Source organism: Bacillus cereus, assembly GCF_015071065.1.
Classification (GTDB): Bacteria; Bacillota; Bacilli; order Bacillales; family Bacillaceae_G; genus Bacillus_A; species Bacillus_A cereus_BA.
This window is the reverse complement of sequence record NZ_VOVA01000002.1, coordinates 259,825-281,604: the sequence shown is the minus strand read 5'-3', so window position 1 is coordinate 281,604 and position 21,780 is coordinate 259,825. Positions and strand designations below refer to the sequence as shown.

The window sequence follows — 21,780 nt, the reverse complement described above, 5'->3', positions numbered from 1 at the left end:
TTTTAGAAAAAATTCCATTATACTACCTTTTGTAAGCGTTTTCTTAAGTTTTGTATGTCCTTTTTGTGAAATATTGCACAAACTTATTGAAACTATGAACAAATCCATGTACTTTATTCATATAAGGAGTATTTATAGACGATGTACTAAAGGAGCGTATTACTCATGCTAGAACAAGGATTAGATTATGTTGTAAAACTGGCTAAGAGCAAAAAGCACATGCTAGATACAAATCCAATGCAATATTTCATTCGTGCTGCACTTGCTGGCATTTATATCGGTTTTATTATTGTACTATGCTTTAAATTAGGTAACTTTTTTCATATTGCAGATTCACCAGCAACATATTTAGCTTCCTCCATGTTTTTCGGAATTGCTCTGGTACTTATTATATATGGTGGCGCTGAATTATTTACTGGCAATACAATGTACTTCACAGTGGCAACTTTAAGAAAAGAAACAACTATTTCTGATACACTTCGCAACTGGGTTGCTTGCTATGCAGGTAACTTAGCTGGCGCTTTATTCTTTGCCTTACTATTTTACGCAACTGGAATTTTCGAAGCAATTGATCATGGTCATTTAATGAATAAAGTCGTTGAAGGAAAGATGAATACACCTACTATGCAATTATTCTTTAAAGCGATTTTATGTAACTGGCTCGTATGTCTTGCTTGCTTCTTACCTTCTCAAGTAAAAGGTGATACAGCAAAAATATTAATGATGATGATGCTCGTTTTCACATTCTTCTTATCCGGCTATGAGCATAGCATTGCAAACTTATCATTGTTTGCCTTATCTTTAGTTTCACCACATCCTGATACAATTACTTTTGCCGGCGCTATTCATAACTTGATTCCAGTTACAATCGGTAACATTATTGGCGGATCCGTATTTGTCGGTATGGTATATCATTACTTAACAAAGAAAGCACCTGTTGCTAAACAAGAAGAAACTGAATTAGTAGCAGCTCAAACAGAGGAAATTATTCCTTTACAAGCACATATGAAACACTAAAAACTCCAAAGTTTCACTTTGGAGTTTTTAGCTCCCTACATATTTCAAGGCAATATAAGGATTAATTTCTCCTTTTTCCTGCCCTCTCTCTATTCTCTGTTTCATCTGATGCATACCGATGACATCATTTGTATGAAGGTGAATTTCATTAACGGATAAACCTTCCCTGCAGAAAGCTTCTACGAAATCTAATCCACTTTTTTGTCGCCATCCCATATTATAATCGAGGGAAATAATATTCACCTCATTATCCCTAATAATTTGCAAGGTAGATTCTACTGTAGTTGCCAAAACATATCCGTACGGGCAACTTCTTTGATCATCCATATATACATTCATTTCCTATCTCCTCTCTATTTTGCATATGTGACCAACACATAACATATTGCTCCAAGGCTAATAAAGGGTCCAAACGGAATTGGGGTTCTTATTTTTATACGTTTTAACGCTATACCTATTCCGAAAAAACAAAGACTAAAGCAAGATGCTAAAAATAAAGTTATAAAAACCCCTTTCACTCCCACTATAAATCCGAGTAGCGAAAGTAATTTTACATCACCTCCGCCAAGACCATCTGGATAAATCCTTTGCATGCAATATAACAAAATGAATATAGTTCCACTACCAGCTAAACTATCTATCCAAGTAACTAACGGTACAAAAATACATTCTAAAATAAGCAAAAGAGAAAACCAAATTAAAATGCGATTAGGAATTAGCATATATACAAAATCTGTCACTGAAATAATAAGAAGTAAAGAAAATAGCGATAAAGTTATGATGAGCTCTCGTTCTATTCCAATTACATATACAGTAAGAAAAAATACACTCCCTGTAACAAATTCAAATAATACGTACATAATCGGAATTTCCCTCTTACAATTCGTACAACGCCCGTTTTGTATACAAAATGAAATGATTGGAATAAGTTCTTTCGGCTTTAATGTATACTTGCAGTAATGACAATACGAACGCGGCGTAATAATAGATTCCCCTGCTGGAACTCTCATCGCAATTACCATAAAAAAAGAACCAAACACCATCCCTGTTAACAATGCATATAAATAAGTGAACATCCCTTCCTCTCCTTTCCAAAAGAACATAACAAAAAAAGGAGAGAACTTCTACTTCATATTATCTTTATTCTATTAAAAAAGCAGGCCGTTTTCCGGCCTGCTTTCCCCTATTTTATACGATGAAATATACTGCTTTTAATGGTCCGTGTACTCCGACAACAAGATTCATTTCAATATCCGCAGAGTTACTTGGTCCTGTAATAAAGTTAATACAAGATGCTACTGCTTCACCTTTTTCCACACGAGAGTTCATATGTTGAACTGCTTGTGTAATACGAGGTACAAGTGTTTCACGTGGAATAATAGCAAAGTATACAGTCGGTAAAAAGTGTAAAGAACGCCCTTGGCCTTTATGACTCTGTACAACAATCGTACCTGATTCAGCTAAAGTATAATCACTAAATGCGATTCCAATATTCGCTTTTTCCGCTATACGCATATTCTCTTCTTTTTTCTCAGGATCCCATACATTTACTTCAACATTTTGCTTTGGAAGCTCCTCTTTAAATAAAGAAGTCAATCCATAGGAATCAAAACGTTCATCTGCTGATAATATAATAGGTCCCCCGCCGTTTTCAACGATTACTTTTTGAATATCTTCACGTAAACGGTCGTTTGTTGTTTCCACAACAGTTGTATGAATGTTTGTACATTGATTTTTAAATACTTCTAACAATTCTTCTTGTGAATAATCTTTTAACGTTTCTACATTCACATTACTTTTCCATGCTGGACGTTCTACTCCTTCTGTTTTACGCGCGCGCCCAAGTTCTTTTGCGATATTATCTAGAAAGGACTCACGGTTTTGAATTAATCCTGTCATTATTTGTCCCCGCCTTTCTTATGATCTTTATACCAATCACGGAATCTTTCTTTACTTGGAGCCGGGAATTCACGAATATCTGTCCAGTTTTTAAGTGGTCCAACGCCTTTTGATACACGGTTACCAGATGTAAATGGACTCATTGCTACCGGTGCCATTTTTGATCCCATTTTATATAAAGCTGCTGAAGAAGCACCCATGCTAAACATTTTCATTGCTAATTTTTCTGTAAGTGGGGCACGGCCTTCTTGCTCAACGATAACTTGGCGATGCTTTAATAATAAATCATGCAATGGAATTTTTACTGGACAAGCTTCTGTACATGCTCCGCATAAACTAGATGCATACGGAAGCTCTTTGTAATCGTCATACCCACCTAAAAGTGGTGTTAATACCGCACCGATTGGTCCTGAATAAATAGATCCATATGAATGTCCACCAACATGACGATATACAGGACATACGTTAACACAAGCAGCACAACGAATACATTGCAATATTGAACGGAATTCCGATCCAAGAATTTGAGAGCGGCCATTATCAACAACGACTAAATGAAACTCTTCTGGTCCATCTACCTCTTCCTCTTGAATCGGTCCTGCTACTGTTACATAACTTGTTAATTTTTGACCTACTGCACTACGACATAGTAAACCAACTAAAACATCTAATTCTTCCATTGTCGGAACCATACGTTCCATACCCATTACTGCAATTTGAGTTTTGGGAATCGACATAACAAGATCGGCATTACCTTCGTTCGTCACTAAACAAAGAGAGCCCGTATTTGCAACAGCGAAGTTACAACCTGTCACACCAATTTCTGCATCCATAAATTTCTCACGAAGCTGTTTACGAACAAACTTTGTCATTTCGTATGGATCATCAGAATTTTCATATCCAAGTTTTTCTTTAAATACATCACGAATTTGCGTTCTGTTTTTATGAAGTGCAGGCGCAATAATATGTGATGGTGGATCGTTATCTACTTGCAAGATATACTCTCCTAAGTCACTCTCTAACACTTCACAACCGATCTCTTCAAGGGCATGATTCATACTAATTTCTTCAGTTACCATTGACTTCGATTTTACAACTTTCTTCGCTTTCTTCTTTTTCGCAACGTCTTGAATATACTTTGCTGCATCCTCTTTCGTTTTCGCAAAATAAACGTGACCGCCTCTTTTTGATACATTTTCACTTAACTGCATTAAATAATAATCAAGATTTTCTAACGTATGTTGACGAATTTGTTCACCTAGTTCACGCCACTCTTCCCAGTTTCCCAACTCGTCAGCTGCTTTTAATCGATTTGTATATAAACGCGTTTGTGCAGAAGATACTGCTCCGCGCATAAACGAATCTTGAATTCCATCGCCAACGCGATCATTAAATTTTTTCTCACTGATTTTCATAGACATAGCTTATGTTCCCCCTTCATGAGCGACTATTCAAGACCTCAGCAATATGCATTACTTTTACTTCTTTGCCTAAACGCTCAATACGTCCGCCAATGTTTAACAAACACCCACAATCTGCACCGATTAAATAATCTGCACCTGTTTCCATTACACTATCTACTTTTTCATCTACCATTTGCTCAGAAATTGGAGTCATCTTAACTGAAAACGTTCCCCCAAACCCACAACAATTTTGCACGTTTGGCAGTTCTCTCACAATTAATCCTTTTACGTTTGATAATAAAATTCCTGGTGCCTCTTTTACTCCAAGCAGGCGTGTCATATGACAAGATTTATGAATAGTAGCTATCCCTGGTAAACTTGCACCAACATCTGTAACTTTTAAAACATCTACAATAAATTGTGTAAATTCATATGTTTTATCAGCAACCTTTTGTGCACGTTTAGCCCACTTCGGATCATCTTTAAAAACATGCGGATACTCATGAAACATTGTCGCACAAGAGCCAGATGGCGTAACGATATATTCTGCATCTTCGAAAGTTTCAATCATATGTTTCATCGCTTCTTTTGCTGCTTCTACATGGCCGCTATTATAAGCAGGCTGACCACAACAAACTTGTGCTTCTGGAAATTCAATTTCACAACCTAAACGCTCCAATACTTCAACTGTTGCTTTACCGACGTTTGTTTCAAACATATCGACTAAACAAGTAACAAATAAAGTAACTTTCATAACTATAATTCCCCCTCATTACAACTTCGCCAACAATCATATGGTCATCAGATGACTAAGATTAGAAGAAATAGGCTCAACCATGGCCTATCCTCTCCCTCTTCCAAAGAAAACGTTTACTTAATCTCTCTATTTTATCAGAAAATTATAAATTCAAAAGATTAAATTACAAATTTATATCGCTTTTACCTGTGACAATATGTTCTACATTTGTTAAATGATTTAGCATCGCTTGCTGCGCTAATTCCACATCTTGCTTTAACACCGCATTATATATAGATTGATGCTCTTCTAAAAGTCGTTCTGATGTTGTTTGTTCACCATATAAAATAATGCGTCTTGATTCACCAATCGTTTCAGCAATCATCTCTGAAACATGATTCATGAGCTCAAGTAAGATGTTATTATGCGAAGATTCTGCAATTCCCATATGAAAATGAAAGTCTGCTTTTTCGCCAGCCTTCTCATCTCCAATGCTCTTTGCCATTTCATCTAACCAATGTTTCATATTTTGCAAATTAGCTTCCGTACGTTTTGCCGCTGCCGCTCGAACTGCCCCCACTTCGAGTACCTTCCGTACTTCTAATAAATTCAAAATATCCTCTTTCTTCATTAATAACTTGTTATTTAGTGATTTTGTTAATGAAGAAGGATCGAAATTCCTTACATATGTACCTTCTCCTTGTTTCATTTCAATTAAGCCCATTGCTCTTAGCGCACTTAGCGCTTCACGAACAGCAGATCTGCCAACTTGAAACTGCTCAGCTAATTGATGAACAGGAAGCAGTTTGTCACCAGGTTTTAACGTACCATTTTTAATCATTGTTAAAATAGCTTCAGATACTTCTTCGTAAATTTTTTTCGGTTTAATAGATTTGTACTCCAGTTAAATCACCTCAGTATCTTCCAAACAACAATTGTAACGTTTTATAAGAACTTAGCATCCATAACCATTTTAGAACGAATTAGTAAGAAGTACAAATGTTTTGTTCATAAAATAGTCAAATTTTTGATATTTTTTGGATATTAATTAATACATTTACGCGTAACTATTTACCTTCAATATGAAGAGCATATTCCAAAAGTTAGAATATGCTCTCCTCATCTTGTGCTTTTAATTTAATAATAACTGTCGTTCCCTTACCTTTTTCACTTTCTATTCTCCACTCACCATCATGTATATGAACAATTTGTCTTACAATTGCAAGGCCTAAACCTGTTCCGCCATGTTGACGACTTCTCGCTTTATCTACTCGGTAAAAGCGTTCCCCGAGATTTTCTAAATGCTCTCTATCAATACCTATTCCTGTATCTTTTATGTGCAATTCACAGTAATCATCGATTTGCTTTAATGTTATTATGATATCCCCGTTTTGATTTGTATAACGTATCGCATTATCTAACACATTATGAAGTACTTGTTGCATACGATCCTCATCAATCATTGCGATAATTTCAGGATTTAAATCCGTTAAAATACGAAGTTTTTTTTCTATAAACTGTAATTCGTATGTATCTAGTACATCTTCAATAAGCTGTGAAAAAACGATAGGTTGTTTCTTTAGAGGAAAGTGTTCACCTTCTAGCTGCGCTAAATCTAATAAATCATGAACTAGGCGCTGCATGCGATCTGCTTCCTTATGGATGAGTTGCGTTACTTTTTCCTGCTGCGGCCCCTTCGCTACACCGTCTAAAATAGCTTCACTATATCCTTTAATATAACTAAGCGGTGTTCTAAGTTCATGCGAAACATTAGCTAAAAATTCCTTACGCTTTACATCTTCTGTTTCTAAAGAATTTGCCATTTTATTAAAAGCTTTTCCCAATCGTCCAATTTCATCTTCTGAAGAAATTGTAATCCGCTCTGAGAAATCTCCAGTGGCCAAATGATTTGCAACTCGTTCCATTTGCGAAAGCGGTCTCGTAATAGCAATAATAATTTTTCTACCAATCCATATTGTAATTAGAATCATTGCAAGTGCTAACGGCGCCAAAATAAGACCCATATCAAATATTAAGTCTTTTATACTTTTTAAAGGAATATAAGAGTATACAATACCAACTAATTTTTTATTATCTAAAACAGGGATGACAACACCCATAATATTACGATCAAAATGTTCTTCATACCCTATCTTTGTCACGGTTTTTCCATCTAATAGCGCCTGTCTATCCCCTTCACTTATAAGAGAATGATGGTGAACATCAAAAGGCAAACATGCGCTTAAATCACGCGGATTGTATACGAAAAGGACATCTGAACTAGATATTTGATCATATGCCCTTACTTTCTCTTCAAAAGTGGATACTCCTTCACGTTTATCATATTGCGTGGCAAGACGTTTCCCTTCCATTACTAATGAATCTTTTAAATTATCAACGTATAACTTTTCATATGAGTATAAAGATACAAAATAAAGAAAGGAAACTGTTACACATACTGCACATACTACTGTAAGCCAAAGCTTTTGTACCATCGTAAACATACGTTACACCTCAAATTTATAACCTACACCCCAAACGGTTTGAATGTAGTTTCCATTTTCTCCGAGCTTTAGACGCATCGTTTTCACATGCGTATCTACCGTTCTTGTACTTCCTGCATAATCATATCCCCACACCTTTTCAAGCAATTGTTCCCGGCTAAATACTTGTCCATTATGTTGGCAAAGAAAATATAGTAAATCAAACTCTTTTACTGTAAGAGGAATCGTCTCACCATTCGTCTCGACCCTCCTACTTTTTTCATTAATAAGAATCGGTCCAAATTGAATCTCTTCTTGCTGTTCTTGCTTTGTATATCGTCTTAAAACAGCTTCCATACGAGCAATTAGTTCCCCAGGACTAAATGGCTTTACAATATAATCATCTGCTCCCATACGTAAGCCGTTCACCCTATTCCACTCTTCACCTTTTGCTGTTAAAAATATAATAGGTACATCCGACGTCTTTCGAATCTCTTTACAAACTGAAAGCCCATCCATCTCAGGCATCATAATATCTAGTACAACGAAATCGTAATGATCCGTATCTAATTTTCGAAGTGCCTCTTTTCCATTTTCAGCTTCTCCCCACTCGTATCCGAAGTTATCTAAGTACATTCCGACAAGTTGCCTCATATCACTTTCGTCATCTACGACTAGCACGTTATATTTACTCATTGTCCTTCCCCTTCTCTCTCCATGAGTTGAAACGGTCCTTTTCCGACTTTAATTGTTTGTTTTATTTTCATATTCTTCATATCCATTACGCATACTTCATCGCTATCATAACTAGCTACATATCCTTCTGCACCACTTTTCAAAAATGCAAATGGATTGGATCCTACTTCTGCAAATCCTACCTCTTGATACGTACTTGCATCAAACTTTCTAAGCGTATTCGAACCGTGACTTAGTGCATATACATACTTATCATCCTTTGTTATATTCACAGGCATAAACGGAGCATGTAAAGAACGCATCATCTCTCCGCTCTGTAAAGAATACACTAATACTTTCTCATTCACTTGACTTCCATCACCATGTCCACCAATCCATATTTCTTTCCCGTCAGCGCTAACCGTCGCTCCTGTTGATGCTGGCGGAATCATAAAGGACTGTATCACTTCTTTTTTCTTTATATCAATGGTCGTTAGTTTCGTATCATAAAAGTTTAGTACAGATAACTGGTTATGATGCTCTACCATCGTTATCGGCCCTTTTCCTGTTGAAACACTCCCTGTCTCTTTTCCTTTTATCGTAAAGAACCTTACCTTTTGTTCATTTTGATCGGCAGCAAATAATTGTTTTCCATCATCTGATGCGATAACATTAGCAATTCCTTTTCCAGTCTTATATTTGTCCACTTGTCTTCCTTCTGCTAGTGAATATACATACATATATTCTAATTGCTTACCATAAACGAGTATTTCCTCGCCATTTGGAAGTAGCGTCCCCCCTGCAATCGGCTCATTTAATTCCCATGTTGTTAATAGCTTCTTTGTTTTTTTATCAATAAAACTAATACTACCCTCCTTTATATTCGTTGTTATAATAACACTTTTATCTTTAGCAATCGGTGTATACGAACTTCCTTGACACCCTACTAATAGACATAAAAAACAGAGAAGAAAAACATACTTTCTCAAAAGATTCCCTCCATCTTCGGATGATTTCGTTATAATTGTAAAATAACAAATAAATGTGTGGAAAATGTGAAATCTTCCTTTATTAATAAACTTACATATATAATGTACAACAAATAGAATTTGAGGTGTGCAAATTATGCTTTTTCCTGATTTAGCGAATAAAATTGTACGTGAAGTACGCAGATTAATTACTGAAAACATTATTATTATACAAGGAGTTATTATCGCAAGTACAGATGCGGAAAGAATCGGTCAATTTCATGAAGGTGCACTCCGCTGTGCGAAACAAAAGAAAACTGTCATTATTACAAAAGATGATGAACGACGACTGCAAGGTGTAAAAGCTGGAATGAATCTTCCTTTACTATTCCATGACGAAGTAATCGGCGTGATTGGAATTACAGGAGAACCTGAAAATATTTCACAATACGGAGAAATATTACGTAAGATGACCGAATTATTAATTCATGAAAACTACTTTTTAGAACAACTAGAACTTGAGCACCGTTCTTATGAAGCATTTGTCTTTGATTGGCTTCAAAATACAGACTGGTCTTCAAGTTTTCTCGATCGTGCAAAAACGCTTGGCATTGATTTATATAAGGAGAAACAACTTATTTTATTATCAATCGCCCAAGATAATACGATGCTCCAGCGTAAAATTTGGCAACATATGCGCAACATTTTAGCAAAAGAAAATTTATTTGTTCGCTGGGGAAATGATCGGTTTATTTTGTTTACAGCAATGCAATCTAAAGAGCAAACCTTTCAATTTTTAAAACGGTTAAAACAAGACTGTGAAACTTTATTTTCTATTACTTTATACATCGGGATTGGACAAACCGTTACGCCAAGCAATATGAACTTATCGTACGAACAAGCATTACGCGCCCTTTCAGTATCACTTGAGACAAAAAAAATTGTATTTAATGAAGATTTACGTTTAGAAATGTGCTTACAAGATATTTCTACTGAAACTCGGGAACAGTTTCTAGAGCGTACCATTGAAAACTTAGTATCCTCTCCTGAGCTTATGCACACTTTACGTTTATTTATCGATTATAACCAATCTTATAAGCAGACAGCTGAGCAATTACATATACACATTAACACATTGCATTACAGGCTAAAAAAGATTGAAGAACATACAGGACTTGACCCGAAACAATTCAAAGATTTAAATATTTTATACTTCGCACTCCTTTTATTAGATAATCATACAAAAAGTAACGATAAAATAGATTAATCTTTAGATGATTATACATAGAAAGAATCCCCCGACTTTTTTATCATTATAATGAAAGCACTGTTACAACGTTTTTTATTATGACGAAATACGTTAACAGTTTGAGGGGGATTTCCAATGTTAGAAAAGCAAATTATTGATTCATTCGTATCTATTGTTGGCGAAGATAATGTAGATACATCCAATATGGGGCGTTTAACTTATAGTTATGATGCCACTCCAAACTTCCAAGCGATGCCTGATGCAGTCATTGCTCCTCGTAATACAAATGAAGTAGCAGACGTGTTAAAAGTATGTAACACTCATAAAATCCCGGTATATGTACGAGGTTCTGGAACGAATCTTTGCGCTGGAACGTGTCCACTTGAAGGTGGTATCGTCCTTATTTTCCGCCATATGAACAATATTTTAGAAATTGACGAAGAGAATTTAACAATTACTGTACAAGCTGGTGTTATTACACTTGATATTATTAAAGCAGTAGAAGAAAAAGGTTTATTTTACCCACCAGATCCAAGCTCTATGAAAATTTCTACAATCGGCGGTAACATTAATGAAAACTCCGGCGGATTACGTGGTTTAAAATATGGCGTAACACGTGATTATGTAATGGGGCTTGAAATTATTTTACCGAACGGCGATATCATTCGTACTGGCGGTAAATTAGCAAAAGATGTAGCTGGTTATGATTTAACTCGTTTATTTATTGGTTCTGAAGGAACACTTGGTGTTGTTACGGAAGCTATATTAAAACTTGTCCCTATGCCTGAAACGAAGAAAACGATGCTTGCGTTATATGAAGATATTAACGAAGCTGCTCGAGCTGTTTCTGCTATTATTGCAAATAAAATTATTCCGGCGACACTTGAGTTTTTAGACCAACCAACAATTGAAGTTGTAGAAGAGTTTGCACAAATCGGTTTACCAACTGACGTCAAAGCAATTTTATTAATTGAGCAAGATGGCCCGCCCGAGGTTGTCAATCGAGATATTGAAAAAATGGCTAACGTTTGCCGTTCTATGAATGCGGTCGATGTTCGCGTTGCAAAAGATGAAGCCGAAGCAGATGCGCTTCGTACAGCACGCCGTAGTGCACTATCAGCACTTGCAAGACTAAAACCGACAACAATATTAGAAGATGCAACTGTACCACGTTCACAAATCGCTCCAATGGTTGAAGCAATTAATGCAATTGCAAAGAAATATAATATTCCTATTTGTACTTTTGGTCATGCTGGTGATGGTAATTTGCATCCAACTTGTATGACAGATGCCCGTAATAAAGAAGAAATGCACCGTGCTGAACAAGCTTTTGCTGAAATATTTGCGAAAGCGATTGAGCTTGGTGGTACGATTACTGGTGAACATGGTGTTGGCGCAATGAAAGCTCCGTATTTAGAAATGAAATTAGGTAAAGAAGGTATTGCAGCTATGCAAGGGATTAAACAAGCTTTCGATCCAAATAACATTATGAATCCTGGAAAAATGTTCGCGAGAGACTCTCGTAAAAGAGTGGTGGTTGAGCGATGACAACATTAAATAAAGAAAAAATTCAAAAGGAATTTAAAGAACGATTAAGTGAAGATGAACTACTAAACTGTATGCGATGCGGTTTTTGTTTACCTACTTGTCCTACTTACATTCAATCTGGATATAAAGAATCACATTCACCACGCGGACGTATTGCATTAATGAAAGCGGTCGTTGATGGTTTAATTGAGCCAGATGAAGATGTTGAAAATACATTAAATGTTTGCCTCGGCTGCCGCGCTTGTGAGCCTGTTTGTCCATCTGGTGTCAATTATGGGCATTTATTAGAAGAAACTCGTGACATTATTAATCAAAACAAAAAATTCTCGATGCCAGTGAAAGCTGTTCGTAAAGTTGTATTTGAGGGATTGTTTCCTCATCAAAATAGAATGAGAACATTAACTGGGCTAATTGGTTTTTATCAGCGCTCTGGTTTACAAACTCTTTCACATAAGACAGGTATTATGAAACTATTCCCGGAAACACTGGCAACGATGGATCTTGTTTTACCGAAAGTTCCTAAAATGAAAGAAATGAAAAATCGCCCTGAATTTTTACCTGCTGAGGTGGCAAAAAAGAAACAGGTCGCATTCTTCACAGGTTGTTTAATGGATACAATGTTTTTAGAAACAAATAATGCAACGATGAAACTTCTTCAGTTAGCTGGTTGTGATATCGTTATTCCAAAAACACAAAGTTGCTGCGGTGCATTACACGGGCATGCTGGTGAAAAAAATGGTGCAAAAGAATTAGCGAAACGAAATATAAAAGCATTCGAAGACTTAAACATCGACTATATTATTACAAATGCAGGTGGCTGCGGAGCTTATCTGGTAGATTATGATTATTTATTAAAAGATGATCCAGAGTGGGCTGAACGAGCAAAGCAGTTTGTTTCTAAAATTAAAGATATTACTGCTATACTAGTAGAACTAGATTTCCATAAACGTACTGACTTACGACTCACGCCGCAAATTATTACGTATCAAGACTCTTGTCATTTACGTAATGTTATGCGAACATCTTCTGAACCTCGTATGTTACTAGAGGCCATCCAAGGCGCAACATATCGCGAAATGAAAGATGCGGACCGTTGCTGTGGTTCTGCTGGTATTTACAATATTGTTCATTCAGAGTTATCAATGGAATTTCTAGATTATAAAATGGACCGTGTGCATGAAACAGACGCGGCGACAATTGTTACTGCAAATCCAGGTTGTCTACTACAAATGAAATTAGGTATTGAACGAGAAGATCTTTCTCATAAAATGAGAGGAATTCACATTGTAGATTTATTATTAGAAGCAATTGAAACCAACTCGTAATAACTCGTAACATACGTAATAATAGGAAAACGGCTATCTCCTTCGTCTATGTAAAGAGATAGCCGTTTTTTTGTCTGCTACAACATTAAAAATATGTTACTTTATTATAAAAAAGAACAACAGAAACATTACAGTTTTGTAAAAATCAATCCAGTATATTCCTCAAAAAAATGCTAAAACCATTGATACAATAGGATTCTTTATTTTCCATTTAGGTAAATATATCCAAAAACCCTCTCTTAAAACCAAGTATAAAAATGCTAAAAATTCCTTTTATACTCTATGTTTCTCTTATTTCTTCCCTTTTCTTCTCTTAGGATAAATTAGGTAAATTTAAAGTCTATGAATTTTTTTCCATCTTTTTTCTCGCAAATTGTATGCTACGATGGATTTGTCAGTCAGACAGGCTGTCAAAAATAAATCGTGTGAAAACAAATTAAAACTTTATATAGGGGGACACACATCATGAAAAAGCGTGTTTTATTATCTGTAGCTGCTGCAACAGCTCTTACTTTAGGAGTATCTTCTTTAGATGCACAAGCTGCAACAGTACAACCATCTAACATAAAGGTTCAAAATATTCAGCATTCAAAGGTAATGATGAAGCAAATGAGCCAACAAGAATTACAAGCATTCTTACAATCTATGGGAGTTGAGTCATTAGCACAATGGAATCAAGGTCAATTCCAACAAGATTGCTTCATTCCTGGTCAACAGCCTACTGAAAATGTTGTAACTGAACAACCAACAGCTAAGCCAGAAGCTCAAAAGCCTGCTGAGGAAACTCAAAAACCAGCTGAACAAAAGCCTGCTGAAGAAGTTGCTAAACCAGAAGCTCAAAAACCAGCTGAAAACAATAATACTCAAAACGAAACACAAAAACCTGCTGAGCAAAAGCCTGCTGAAGAAGCAAAATCTTTAAGCGAATTCGAACAACGTGTTGTTGAATTGACAAACGCAGAGCGTACAAAACAAGGCTTACCAGCATTACAAATCGATACTGAATTAAGCAAAGTAGCACGCATTAAGTCTGAAGATATGCAAAAAAACAACTACTTTGATCATAACAGCCCTACATACGGGTCTCCGTTTGACATGATGAAGAAATTTGGTATTTCTTATACATCTGCAGGTGAAAACATCGCCCAAGGTCAACGTACTCCAGAAGAAGTTGTACAAGCTTGGATGAACAGTGCTGGACATCGTGCAAACATCTTAAATAGTGGTTTCACTCATATCGGTGTTGGCTATGTAGAAAGCGGCAACTACTGGACACAACAATTTATTACGAAGTAAATAGATTAAAAGAGTCTTCTCCTAATGAGAAGACTCTTTTTTTATGTTTCATAGCTTTCTAATATGTATGCGTATAAATTGTAGAACATAAACAAAATAGACCCGCAGCTTATTACACTAATTAACAAATAAAATCCCCACTTCAGGCTCAAAAGCAATGAAAATAATATGCTGCATGCCATTCCTTGAAAGATTCGCCTACTAACTAAACGGATTTTTTGTAATTTGATCGGTTCTTTCTCTCTATCCTTCACCTTTTTAAACACTTTACTAAACATAAAAAGAAACATACTAATTCCAATCGTTAGTCCTGTCTGAAAGGATATAATACTTCCAAAATTAATAAAGAGAATTAGTATATGGATAAACATCATAAATAAAGTAATACTCTTTATAAATCCACTTATAATGAAATGCGCTCCTTCATTAAACTTATATATATTATGTGAAATAACATATACTAATCCATGTAAAATAATAATAAGGACAGGGATAAATAATACGACAACTTGTTTACTCATAAACTCATTTGCTCCACCATTCTCGTTCCAATGCACTGCCATACGAGTTGGTAAATATGGATAAATACATAGAGTAAGTAAAAGACAAGCGAAAAATATCCCTAGCATATATTTATATTTGATCAAGTAATTCTCACCTCTCTTTTCTCTTAACGGCTTCGCCTCTTTTAGAGAAATCCCTGCAAAAATCTACCTTTTTCAACTTTAAACTTACACTTTACCCATTTTCTCTTTCAAATTTTTTCATTATATCGTTTAAATTTGTAGGGAAAGATACGTCAACCACGATCTCTTCTTTCGTAATTGGATGCAAAAAATTAATCTTCCTCGCATGTAACGCTTGTCCGGACATATATTTTGTTTGCCCACCATATAATACATCCCCAACTAAAGGATTTCCATTATAGCTCATATGAACGCGAATTTGATGCGTTCTACCTGTTTCTAATTGTAACGTTACGAGCGTCGCATTTTGTTTTTTAAAATATTTCTCTACTTTATAATCCGTTATAGCTTGGTCTCCCTTTGGAGAAACGCGGCGCCTTGTAGCATGATGTCGATCTCTTCCGATGGCCGCGTCAATTGTCCCCTGCTTCTTTTTTACTCTTCCTTCAACAAGGGCCGTATACGTTCTTTTAATTTTCCGTTCCATTAATAAACGATCCATAATTGCACCCGCAATTCTATGTTTTGCGAATACAACACCACCTGTCGTATCTTTATCTAACCTATGGATATGACGAACCTTCGTCTCTAAACCTTGCATTTGAAAATGAAAAGCAACAAGATTGGCAAGTGTTCCCGTCCCACTTTTTTCAGAAGGATGTGTATCCATTTGTTCGGGCTTATTTACAATGAGTACATGATCGTCTTCAAACACTACATTTAATTCACCGTATTCCGGCTCTACACCGTACTCCTCCTCCATAAACATATGAACTTGTAACTTATCTCCTTCTTTTAAAAGTTCATTCCATCTCCTCTGTTCTCCGTTAACCGTAACACCTTTTTCCATACGAAGCTGATGTAATAACTTTTTTGGTACTTCCCATTCTACTTTTAACAACGACTCAATACTTATACCATTCCACGTCGCTGGAACCGTAATTTCACACCATTCGCCCTTTTTCTTTGTTTCCATACTATAATCACCTTATTTCTATTGATTCTCTCATTGTAACGGAAAACATACTTTGATGCACCGTCAAAAATAGAGGACAGTCTTATAATCGACTGTCCCCTCACGCTCTAAGCCTTTTCATCTCCTGCAACACTTCTTCAGCTTTTTGTTCATACAATAAATCTTTAAAGAAATCCGCCAATCGTTTATAGTCATTGTACGTATCTAATAAGTCGTCTATTTTCTCTCCTTTCATAACTTGCTGCTTTTGCTTCATTTTTACTGGATAACGATACCCCGATACTTCTTGTATTTTATAATACTCATCCTCTACTTGAATGACTTTTACAAGTTCCTCTTCTTCCGCATCCATCGTATACCCGTCAAATTCTCTAAGTAGTTCATAAATGATATGAGTCCATTCATCTTTTGGATAAAATCCTTTTTCTAACCGATAACCGACAATGCGATACATATGTCCATCTTTTTCAGCAAACTGTACTGTATCATTTAGCTTAAACTTAAAATAACGAAACATTGCCTTCACCTACTTGTATGTAATCTTCTTATCACATACTATGCGCAAAATATAGGCCCTGCTATTCATAAAAAATACTCATCTTATAGATGAGTATTTTTTATGATGATTTTTCTTTTTTCTTTCGAAATGGTAGCCACCAGTTCCAATCTCCAAACAATTTCATTAAACTTGGTACGAGCATAAGGCGAATAATTGTTGCATCAAGAAATATCGCTAACGCAACACCAATTCCCATTTGCTTTACTGGTAAAATATCGGTGAAGGCAAATGCACCGGTAACAACAATCATAATTAAAGCAGCCGACGTAATGATACGACTTGTAGAGACAAGCCCTTCTAGCGTTGCTTTATCATTATCCTTCGTCTCCTCATATAGCTCGTGAATACGTGAAATAAGGAATACTTCATAATCCATACTAAGACCAAATACGAGGCCGAAAATAAAGATTGGTAATACAAATAAAACTGAACTCTCCTCTAATCCGAAATGCCCACCTTCAAATAACCAAATTACAATTCCAATTGTTGCACTTAAACTAAGTACGTTCATAATAATCGCTTTAATTGGAATGAGTATAGAGCGGAATGCGAATAATAAAATGACAAAGGTTGATCCAAATATAACAGACATACCAATTGCAACTTTATCTTTAATTTCATCTTCTAACTCTTGCTGGAACGTTGTCATACCGCCCAAATAGTAAGTAACATCGTTTTCCTTATAATTCTTTTTGAAATCACGAACCCATTGTTTTGCAGTTTCTGTACTTGGCTTCGTATCCAAAAAGACTTCCATTGTTGTTTTATTTCCTTTCGTATACGCTTCAAATACAGGAGCTATTTTCGCAGCTTCTGGCGACTGCAATATTCCAGCAACTTGATCTGCTTTCATTCCATTTAGCCCGTCATATACACTTTTTACCTTATATACTTGCTTATCATCTTTTAACTTTTGAACGACAGCTTCTATCTTTTGTAAACTTTCTTTTTCTGTTATATCTTTCTTCATCTCCACTACTAATGTAACATCAGCGTGTGTTTGGACCGTTTTATTAAAGGCTTCTTCATACTTTTCAAATGCAACTCTCGTATCACTCTTTTCAGGTAACGCTTCAACACCAGGAAACTGCAAGTTAGCTGTACGTAGCGGTAATAAACAAATAACAATAAATGTTATAACAACAATAATCATGACGATTGGATGTTTCATTACAAACTGTGCAAATTTACGCCATACATTTGATGGCGTAGGCGCCGCCTGATTCTTTTTCAATATCCTTTTACCAATTAGAGATAGTAGCGCTGGAAGAAGTGTGAGCGAAAACAAAATGCTCATAATAACGACAATCATCCCGCTAATAGCAACAGACTGAATATAATCTATCTTAAAGAAAAATAAGCCTGATAAACCGACGAATACACATAACCCTGAAAATACGATAGCACGCCCTGCCGTTTGATACGTAATCGCTATCGCTTCTTTCACGGTTCTCTTCGCAACTTCCTCTCGAAAACGATTTACAAATAACAGTGCGAAATCAATTGATAATGCGAGCCCAATCATCGGCGCAACATTTAACACGAAAATAGACAGCTCTTTATCACTACCTATAAAATATAAAATCCCCATCGTACTAATGACACTAAGCGCGCCATTTACAATCGGTAAAATAGAAGCAAGCAGACTACCAAATGAGAATAATAGTACGAGAAACGCAATAGGTATTCCAATCATCTCTGCTACTTTTAAATCATTTTGCGTTCTTTCATTAATCTCTTGATTAATTTTCGGATACCCTGTCGGTGTTACTTTTAATACGCTATTACTTTCCTTCTCGATTTTTCCGGCGAATTGTAATGTTTTTTCCATTCGTTCTTTATTTGTTTTCCCAGAAAATAAAATCGTCGCATAACCGATATCATCTTGTAACATCTCTTTATTTTGCATTGGATGATGGAAAGATTCGTATGTTTCCTTCTCTTGAATTTGATTTATTATCCCCTCTATACGCTTTTGGAAATCCTCATGCGAAGTATCCTTTTCCTTCTCAAAAACGAGTAAAAGTGTATCTTGAGACTGCTTAAAATCTTTATCTAAAATTTCTTTCGTCTTTTGATAATCCCCTTCTGTCTGGAAACCATCACCGCCCAATACTCCTGGAAGTTTTGGAGCAAAAGCACCGAGCACTATCGCAAGTAGTAGTAATGCTACAATTACTGTATAACGAAATTGATACAAAAAAGTCCCTATCTTCCCCCACTTATCAATTTTATGTACATTTGTCTTCACACATTTTCACCTACTTTATATAATTCACTTATCATTTATACTGTATCACATCTCCTCATAAACAAAAAACGTCTAGAAAAACTATAATACTAGTTTTTCTAGACGTTTTTCTATCTCTCGTTATTAAGTCCCAATCTCTCGGTAAGTAAACGATGACAATAAATTGCTATGATTAACAAAATGCCACCTGCGCAGTAACCTGCTAAAATATCGGTTGGATAATGTACATTTAAAATGACTCTACTTAATCCAATCAATATAATTAATATGCTCATCGAAATCGTAATACCACATTTTCCAGCTATACTTTTCAAATTCGCAGCAATGATATAGGCAAGAAAACCAAATGTCATAATAGATAGCATTGCATGTCCACTTGGGAAGCTATATCCAAGTGCGTCAAGTGCCTCGTTTAATGATGGACGGTCTCTTTTTACAATTTCTTTTATCCCTTTATTAACAAGATGTGTCGTTAATATAGCCATTGGATACACGATCATAGCAGCATAATAACGCTTTTTCCAAAAAACGAGCAAACTTACAATTAGTGTCGTTATAACTCCAATTGCAGATCCTAACTTTGTAAAATATGTGAAGAATGTAATTGAGCTTTCTGTTTGTAATCCTTTTACCATCTCTCGGACATATGTATCCACTGCTGTAACTCCGCTTGCTTGTACTCTCCAAGCGATAATGCCGAATAAAGCAAATAATAAAATCATACAAATGAACTCATATCGATGTAACTTTTTCTTCAAACGATTTCCTCCTACTTATGAAAAAATGCGATTTCTACTTTAGAAACCGCATTTTCTTACTTATTTACCTTTTGTTTTTAACTCTGTCCAGGAACGATCGTAATCTTTTAACTTATCGTCCACATCAACAAGCCATTCTGTACGATCTAATTCTTCTTTCGTTAAGAAAATCATGTGGTTTTCACGATATTCTTTACTATGAAGAGGACGAGCTTTTTCATTTGGATTACTGTAACCAATTGACTCATAGTTTTTCACACTTACTTTTTCATCTAATAAGTAATTCATAAACTTCTCTGCAAGTTCTTTATGTTTCGCACCTTTTGGAATTGCTAACGTGTCAGCCCAAATTGTGCCGCCTTCTTTTGGTACAACGTATCCTACATCTTTGTTATCTTTCGCGATGAATGCTGCGTCTCCAGACCATACAGTCCCGATCCACGCATCTTCTGTAATGAATTTTTGTTTAATGTTATCTGTATCGAATGCTAATAAGTTTGGAAGTAACTTCTGTAAATCATTTGACGCTGTCTTTAACTGTGCATCCTCTTTCGTGCTATTAGAGAAACCGTTTTTCTTAAGTCCCATTCCTAATACTTCACGAGAATCGTTTAATAAAGTAACATGTCCTTTATATTTCTCGTTCCATAAATCCGCCCAGCTTGTAGGTGTTTCTTTCACATACTTTTTATTGTATGCAATTCCTGTTACACCCCAAGTATATACTAGAGAATACTTATTCTCTGGATCAAACGCAGGTGTTTTGAAATTAGAAACAAGATTCTCGATATTCGGGATGTTCTTCTTATCTAAAGGCGCTAATAAGTCCATCTTCGCCATCGTTTTCACCATGTAATCCGATGGCTGAATTAAATCATATGTCGCGCCACCAGCTTGTAATTTCGCAAGCATTTCTTCATTACTTGCATATTTATCATAGTTAATTTTCACGTTATATTTCTTTTCAAAATCTTTTAAAACTTGCTCATCAAAGTTGTCAGCCCAACTATAAATATTCAATTCTTCTTTCTTCTCACCACAGCCCGCAAGTACACCTGCAACAAGGCCGAAGCTAATAGCTGCGCCAGCTAATGTCTTCATCAATTTCATTGATTTTTTACCTCCTCGTTCTTTCTATATCATTCGTATTATAAAGGAAGGTGTCCTCCAGAGTTTTCTTCACCGTCTGCACCTTTATTACGGAAGATTTCCGATAGCACCATTAATCCTACAATTACAACAATTAATATTGTAGACAGAGCATTAATTTCAGGTGATACTCCGCGCTTAACCATACTATAAATGTATAATGGCAATGTTGTTGATCCTGGTCCTGATACGAAGAAACTAATTACAAAATCATCAATCGATAATGTGAATGTTAATAATGCGGCTGAAATAACTCCTGGTGCAATTGCTGGAAACGTTACATAACGAAACGTTTGCCACGGCGTTGCTCCTAAATCGTTTGCAGCCTCTTCTAAATCACGTCCCATACCAGAAAGACGTGCCGCTAAAATAACAACAACAAATGAAATACTGAATGTAATGTGTGCAATAATAATTGTTGTTTTTCCAAGTTCCATACCTAATTGACTAAATAGGATAAGTAAAGATAATCCCATTAAAATATCAGGAATTAAAATTGGTAAATATACAAGACCGTTAATGGCCCCTTCAAAACGATATTTGTAGCGATGTAATGCAATCGCAAAAATCACACCAAGAACTGTCGTCACAATTGTCGTTATAAGAGCAATCGTAATACTATTTACAAACGCATCAATAACATCTTGTTTTTGAAATAAATCTGTATACCAATGGAGTGTAAAGCCCTCCCATTCCGCATTAATGCGAGAATCGTTGAAGGAATATACCATTAAAACCATCATTGGAAAATACAAAAACAATAAGATTAACCAAGAATAAGAAACTAAAAACTTCTTCATTT

At 35.7% G+C, this 21,780-nt stretch carries 21 protein-coding genes; 5 read left to right on the top strand and 16 right to left on the bottom strand.

Going from position 1 to position 21,780, the window contains the following annotated elements; genetic code table 11:
* The first annotated feature begins 165 nt into the window (after window positions 1-165).
* Window positions 166-1,017 (top strand): formate/nitrite transporter family protein, encoded by an 852-nt coding sequence (locus tag FT637_RS07390; RefSeq protein WP_193645746.1) that lies wholly within the window; start codon window positions 166-168, stop codon window positions 1,015-1,017.
* Window positions 1,018-1,044: 27 nt separating this feature from the next.
* Here FT637_RS07390 and FT637_RS07385 read toward each other — a convergent pair whose 3' ends face one another.
* The 9 genes from FT637_RS07385 to FT637_RS07345 all read right to left on the bottom strand — a co-directional run bounded on the left by FT637_RS07385 (window position 1,045) and on the right by FT637_RS07345 (window position 9,202).
* On the bottom strand, window positions 1,045-1,356 hold the full coding sequence (locus FT637_RS07385; RefSeq protein ID WP_193645745.1) for a cyclic-phosphate processing receiver domain-containing protein: 312 nt from the start codon (window positions 1,354-1,356) through the stop codon (window positions 1,045-1,047).
* A gap of 14 nt (window positions 1,357-1,370) precedes the next feature.
* Window positions 1,371-2,093 (bottom strand): prepilin peptidase, encoded by a 723-nt coding sequence (locus tag FT637_RS07380; protein WP_193645744.1) that lies wholly within the window; start codon window positions 2,091-2,093, stop codon window positions 1,371-1,373.
* Window positions 2,094-2,205: 112 nt separating this feature from the next.
* Window positions 2,206-2,916 carry a LutC/YkgG family protein gene (locus FT637_RS07375; RefSeq protein WP_016104238.1) on the bottom strand — a complete coding sequence of 237 codons (711 nt, stop codon included), beginning with the start codon at window positions 2,914-2,916 and terminating at the stop codon, window positions 2,206-2,208.
* Window positions 2,916-4,337, bottom strand: coding sequence for a LutB/LldF family L-lactate oxidation iron-sulfur protein (locus tag FT637_RS07370; protein WP_193645743.1), 1,422 nt, complete (start codon window positions 4,335-4,337; stop codon window positions 2,916-2,918). Before FT637_RS07370 ends, FT637_RS07375 begins: the two co-directional genes overlap by 1 nt.
* Before the next feature lie 16 nt (window positions 4,338-4,353).
* A complete protein-coding gene (locus FT637_RS07365; RefSeq protein WP_193645742.1) occupies window positions 4,354-5,073 on the bottom strand; it encodes a (Fe-S)-binding protein in 720 nt (239 codons plus the stop codon).
* 166 nt (window positions 5,074-5,239) lie between these two features.
* Window positions 5,240-5,929 carry a FadR/GntR family transcriptional regulator gene (locus FT637_RS07360; protein ID WP_319805945.1) on the bottom strand — a complete coding sequence of 230 codons (690 nt, stop codon included), beginning with the start codon at window positions 5,927-5,929 and terminating at the stop codon, window positions 5,240-5,242.
* 229 nt (window positions 5,930-6,158) lie between these two features.
* Window positions 6,159-7,559: a sensor histidine kinase gene (locus FT637_RS07355; protein WP_193645741.1), complete on the bottom strand. Its 1,401-nt coding sequence runs from the start codon at window positions 7,557-7,559 to the stop codon at window positions 6,159-6,161.
* Window positions 7,560-7,562: 3 nt separating this feature from the next.
* Window positions 7,563-8,234, bottom strand: coding sequence for a response regulator transcription factor (locus FT637_RS07350; RefSeq protein ID WP_193645740.1), 672 nt, complete (start codon window positions 8,232-8,234; stop codon window positions 7,563-7,565).
* Complete coding sequence (locus FT637_RS07345; protein ID WP_193645739.1) at window positions 8,231-9,202, bottom strand: YncE family protein; 972 nt, start codon at window positions 9,200-9,202, stop codon at window positions 8,231-8,233. Before FT637_RS07345 ends, FT637_RS07350 begins: the two co-directional genes overlap by 4 nt.
* Window positions 9,203-9,338: 136 nt before the next feature.
* On the opposite strand from FT637_RS07345, the gene FT637_RS07340 reads away from it, so the two are divergent.
* From FT637_RS07340 to FT637_RS07325, 4 genes are all read left to right on the top strand, one after another.
* Window positions 9,339-10,448, top strand: a complete 1,110-nt coding sequence (locus FT637_RS07340) for a CdaR family transcriptional regulator (RefSeq protein WP_193645738.1) — start codon at window positions 9,339-9,341, stop codon at window positions 10,446-10,448.
* Window positions 10,449-10,565: 117 nt separating this feature from the next.
* On the top strand, window positions 10,566-11,978 hold the full coding sequence (gene glcD / locus FT637_RS07335) for a glycolate oxidase subunit GlcD (protein ID WP_193645737.1): 1,413 nt from the start codon (window positions 10,566-10,568) through the stop codon (window positions 11,976-11,978).
* On the top strand, window positions 11,975-13,303 hold the full coding sequence (locus FT637_RS07330; protein WP_193645736.1) for a (Fe-S)-binding protein: 1,329 nt from the start codon (window positions 11,975-11,977) through the stop codon (window positions 13,301-13,303). Before glcD ends, FT637_RS07330 begins: the two co-directional genes overlap by 4 nt.
* A gap of 465 nt (window positions 13,304-13,768) precedes the next feature.
* A complete protein-coding gene (locus FT637_RS07325) occupies window positions 13,769-14,599 on the top strand; it encodes a CAP domain-containing protein (RefSeq protein ID WP_002117266.1) in 831 nt (276 codons plus the stop codon).
* Window positions 14,600-14,640: 41 nt separating this feature from the next.
* Here the strand turns inward: FT637_RS07325 and FT637_RS07320 are convergent, their stop codons facing one another.
* The 7 genes from FT637_RS07320 to potC all read right to left on the bottom strand — a co-directional run bounded on the left by FT637_RS07320 (window position 14,641) and on the right by potC (window position 21,778).
* Window positions 14,641-15,246, bottom strand: a complete 606-nt coding sequence (locus tag FT637_RS07320; RefSeq protein ID WP_193645735.1) for a DUF1648 domain-containing protein — start codon at window positions 15,244-15,246, stop codon at window positions 14,641-14,643.
* A gap of 91 nt (window positions 15,247-15,337) precedes the next feature.
* Window positions 15,338-16,261, bottom strand: a complete 924-nt coding sequence (locus FT637_RS07315) for an RluA family pseudouridine synthase (protein WP_193645734.1) — start codon at window positions 16,259-16,261, stop codon at window positions 15,338-15,340.
* A gap of 100 nt (window positions 16,262-16,361) precedes the next feature.
* Window positions 16,362-16,778: a hypothetical protein gene (locus FT637_RS07310; RefSeq protein ID WP_002149692.1), complete on the bottom strand. Its 417-nt coding sequence runs from the start codon at window positions 16,776-16,778 to the stop codon at window positions 16,362-16,364.
* 100 nt (window positions 16,779-16,878) lie between these two features.
* Window positions 16,879-19,071, bottom strand: coding sequence for an MMPL family transporter (locus FT637_RS07305; protein WP_193645733.1), 2,193 nt, complete (start codon window positions 19,069-19,071; stop codon window positions 16,879-16,881).
* 110 nt (window positions 19,072-19,181) lie between these two features.
* Window positions 19,182-19,829: a phosphatase PAP2 family protein gene (locus FT637_RS07300; protein ID WP_193645732.1), complete on the bottom strand. Its 648-nt coding sequence runs from the start codon at window positions 19,827-19,829 to the stop codon at window positions 19,182-19,184.
* 60 nt (window positions 19,830-19,889) lie between these two features.
* Entirely contained in the window at window positions 19,890-20,939 is a 1,050-nt protein-coding gene (gene potD, locus FT637_RS07295; protein WP_193645731.1) for a spermidine/putrescine ABC transporter substrate-binding protein PotD, read from the bottom strand.
* 38 nt (window positions 20,940-20,977) lie between these two features.
* The gene (gene potC, locus FT637_RS07290; RefSeq protein WP_002149696.1) at window positions 20,978-21,778 is read right to left on the bottom strand and encodes a spermidine/putrescine ABC transporter permease PotC; all 801 of its coding nucleotides are present in this window, start codon (window positions 21,776-21,778) and stop codon (window positions 20,978-20,980) included.
* Between the last annotated feature and the right edge of the window lie 2 nt (window positions 21,779-21,780).

What these genes read in the sequence shown, in the direction of transcription:
- FT637_RS07390 (WP_193645746.1), top strand. Translation starts at nt 166, where the DNA reads ATGCTAGAACAAGGATTAGATTATGTTGTAAAACTGGCTAAGAGCAAA.
- FT637_RS07385 (WP_193645745.1), bottom strand. Translation starts at nt 1,356, where the DNA reads ATGAATGTATATATGGATGATCAAAGAAGTTGCCCGTACGGATATGTT.
- FT637_RS07380 (WP_193645744.1), bottom strand. Translation starts at nt 2,093, where the DNA reads ATGTTCACTTATTTATATGCATTGTTAACAGGGATGGTGTTTGGTTCT.
- FT637_RS07375 (WP_016104238.1), bottom strand. Translation starts at nt 2,916, where the DNA reads ATGACAGGATTAATTCAAAACCGTGAGTCCTTTCTAGATAATATCGCA.
- FT637_RS07370 (WP_193645743.1), bottom strand. Translation starts at nt 4,337, where the DNA reads ATGTCTATGAAAATCAGTGAGAAAAAATTTAATGATCGCGTTGGCGAT.
- FT637_RS07365 (WP_193645742.1), bottom strand. Translation starts at nt 5,073, where the DNA reads ATGAAAGTTACTTTATTTGTTACTTGTTTAGTCGATATGTTTGAAACA.
- FT637_RS07355 (WP_193645741.1), bottom strand. Translation starts at nt 7,559, where the DNA reads ATGTTTACGATGGTACAAAAGCTTTGGCTTACAGTAGTATGTGCAGTA.
- FT637_RS07350 (WP_193645740.1), bottom strand. Translation starts at nt 8,234, where the DNA reads ATGAGTAAATATAACGTGCTAGTCGTAGATGACGAAAGTGATATGAGG.
- FT637_RS07340 (WP_193645738.1), top strand. Translation starts at nt 9,339, where the DNA reads ATGCTTTTTCCTGATTTAGCGAATAAAATTGTACGTGAAGTACGCAGA.
- glcD (WP_193645737.1), top strand. Translation starts at nt 10,566, where the DNA reads ATGTTAGAAAAGCAAATTATTGATTCATTCGTATCTATTGTTGGCGAA.
- FT637_RS07330 (WP_193645736.1), top strand. Translation starts at nt 11,975, where the DNA reads ATGACAACATTAAATAAAGAAAAAATTCAAAAGGAATTTAAAGAACGA.
- FT637_RS07325 (WP_002117266.1), top strand. Translation starts at nt 13,769, where the DNA reads ATGAAAAAGCGTGTTTTATTATCTGTAGCTGCTGCAACAGCTCTTACT.
- FT637_RS07315 (WP_193645734.1), bottom strand. Translation starts at nt 16,261, where the DNA reads ATGGAAACAAAGAAAAAGGGCGAATGGTGTGAAATTACGGTTCCAGCG.
- FT637_RS07310 (WP_002149692.1), bottom strand. Translation starts at nt 16,778, where the DNA reads ATGTTTCGTTATTTTAAGTTTAAGCTAAATGATACAGTACAGTTTGCT.
- potD (WP_193645731.1), bottom strand. Translation starts at nt 20,939, where the DNA reads ATGAAATTGATGAAGACATTAGCTGGCGCAGCTATTAGCTTCGGCCTT.
- potC (WP_002149696.1), bottom strand. Translation starts at nt 21,778, where the DNA reads ATGAAGAAGTTTTTAGTTTCTTATTCTTGGTTAATCTTATTGTTTTTG.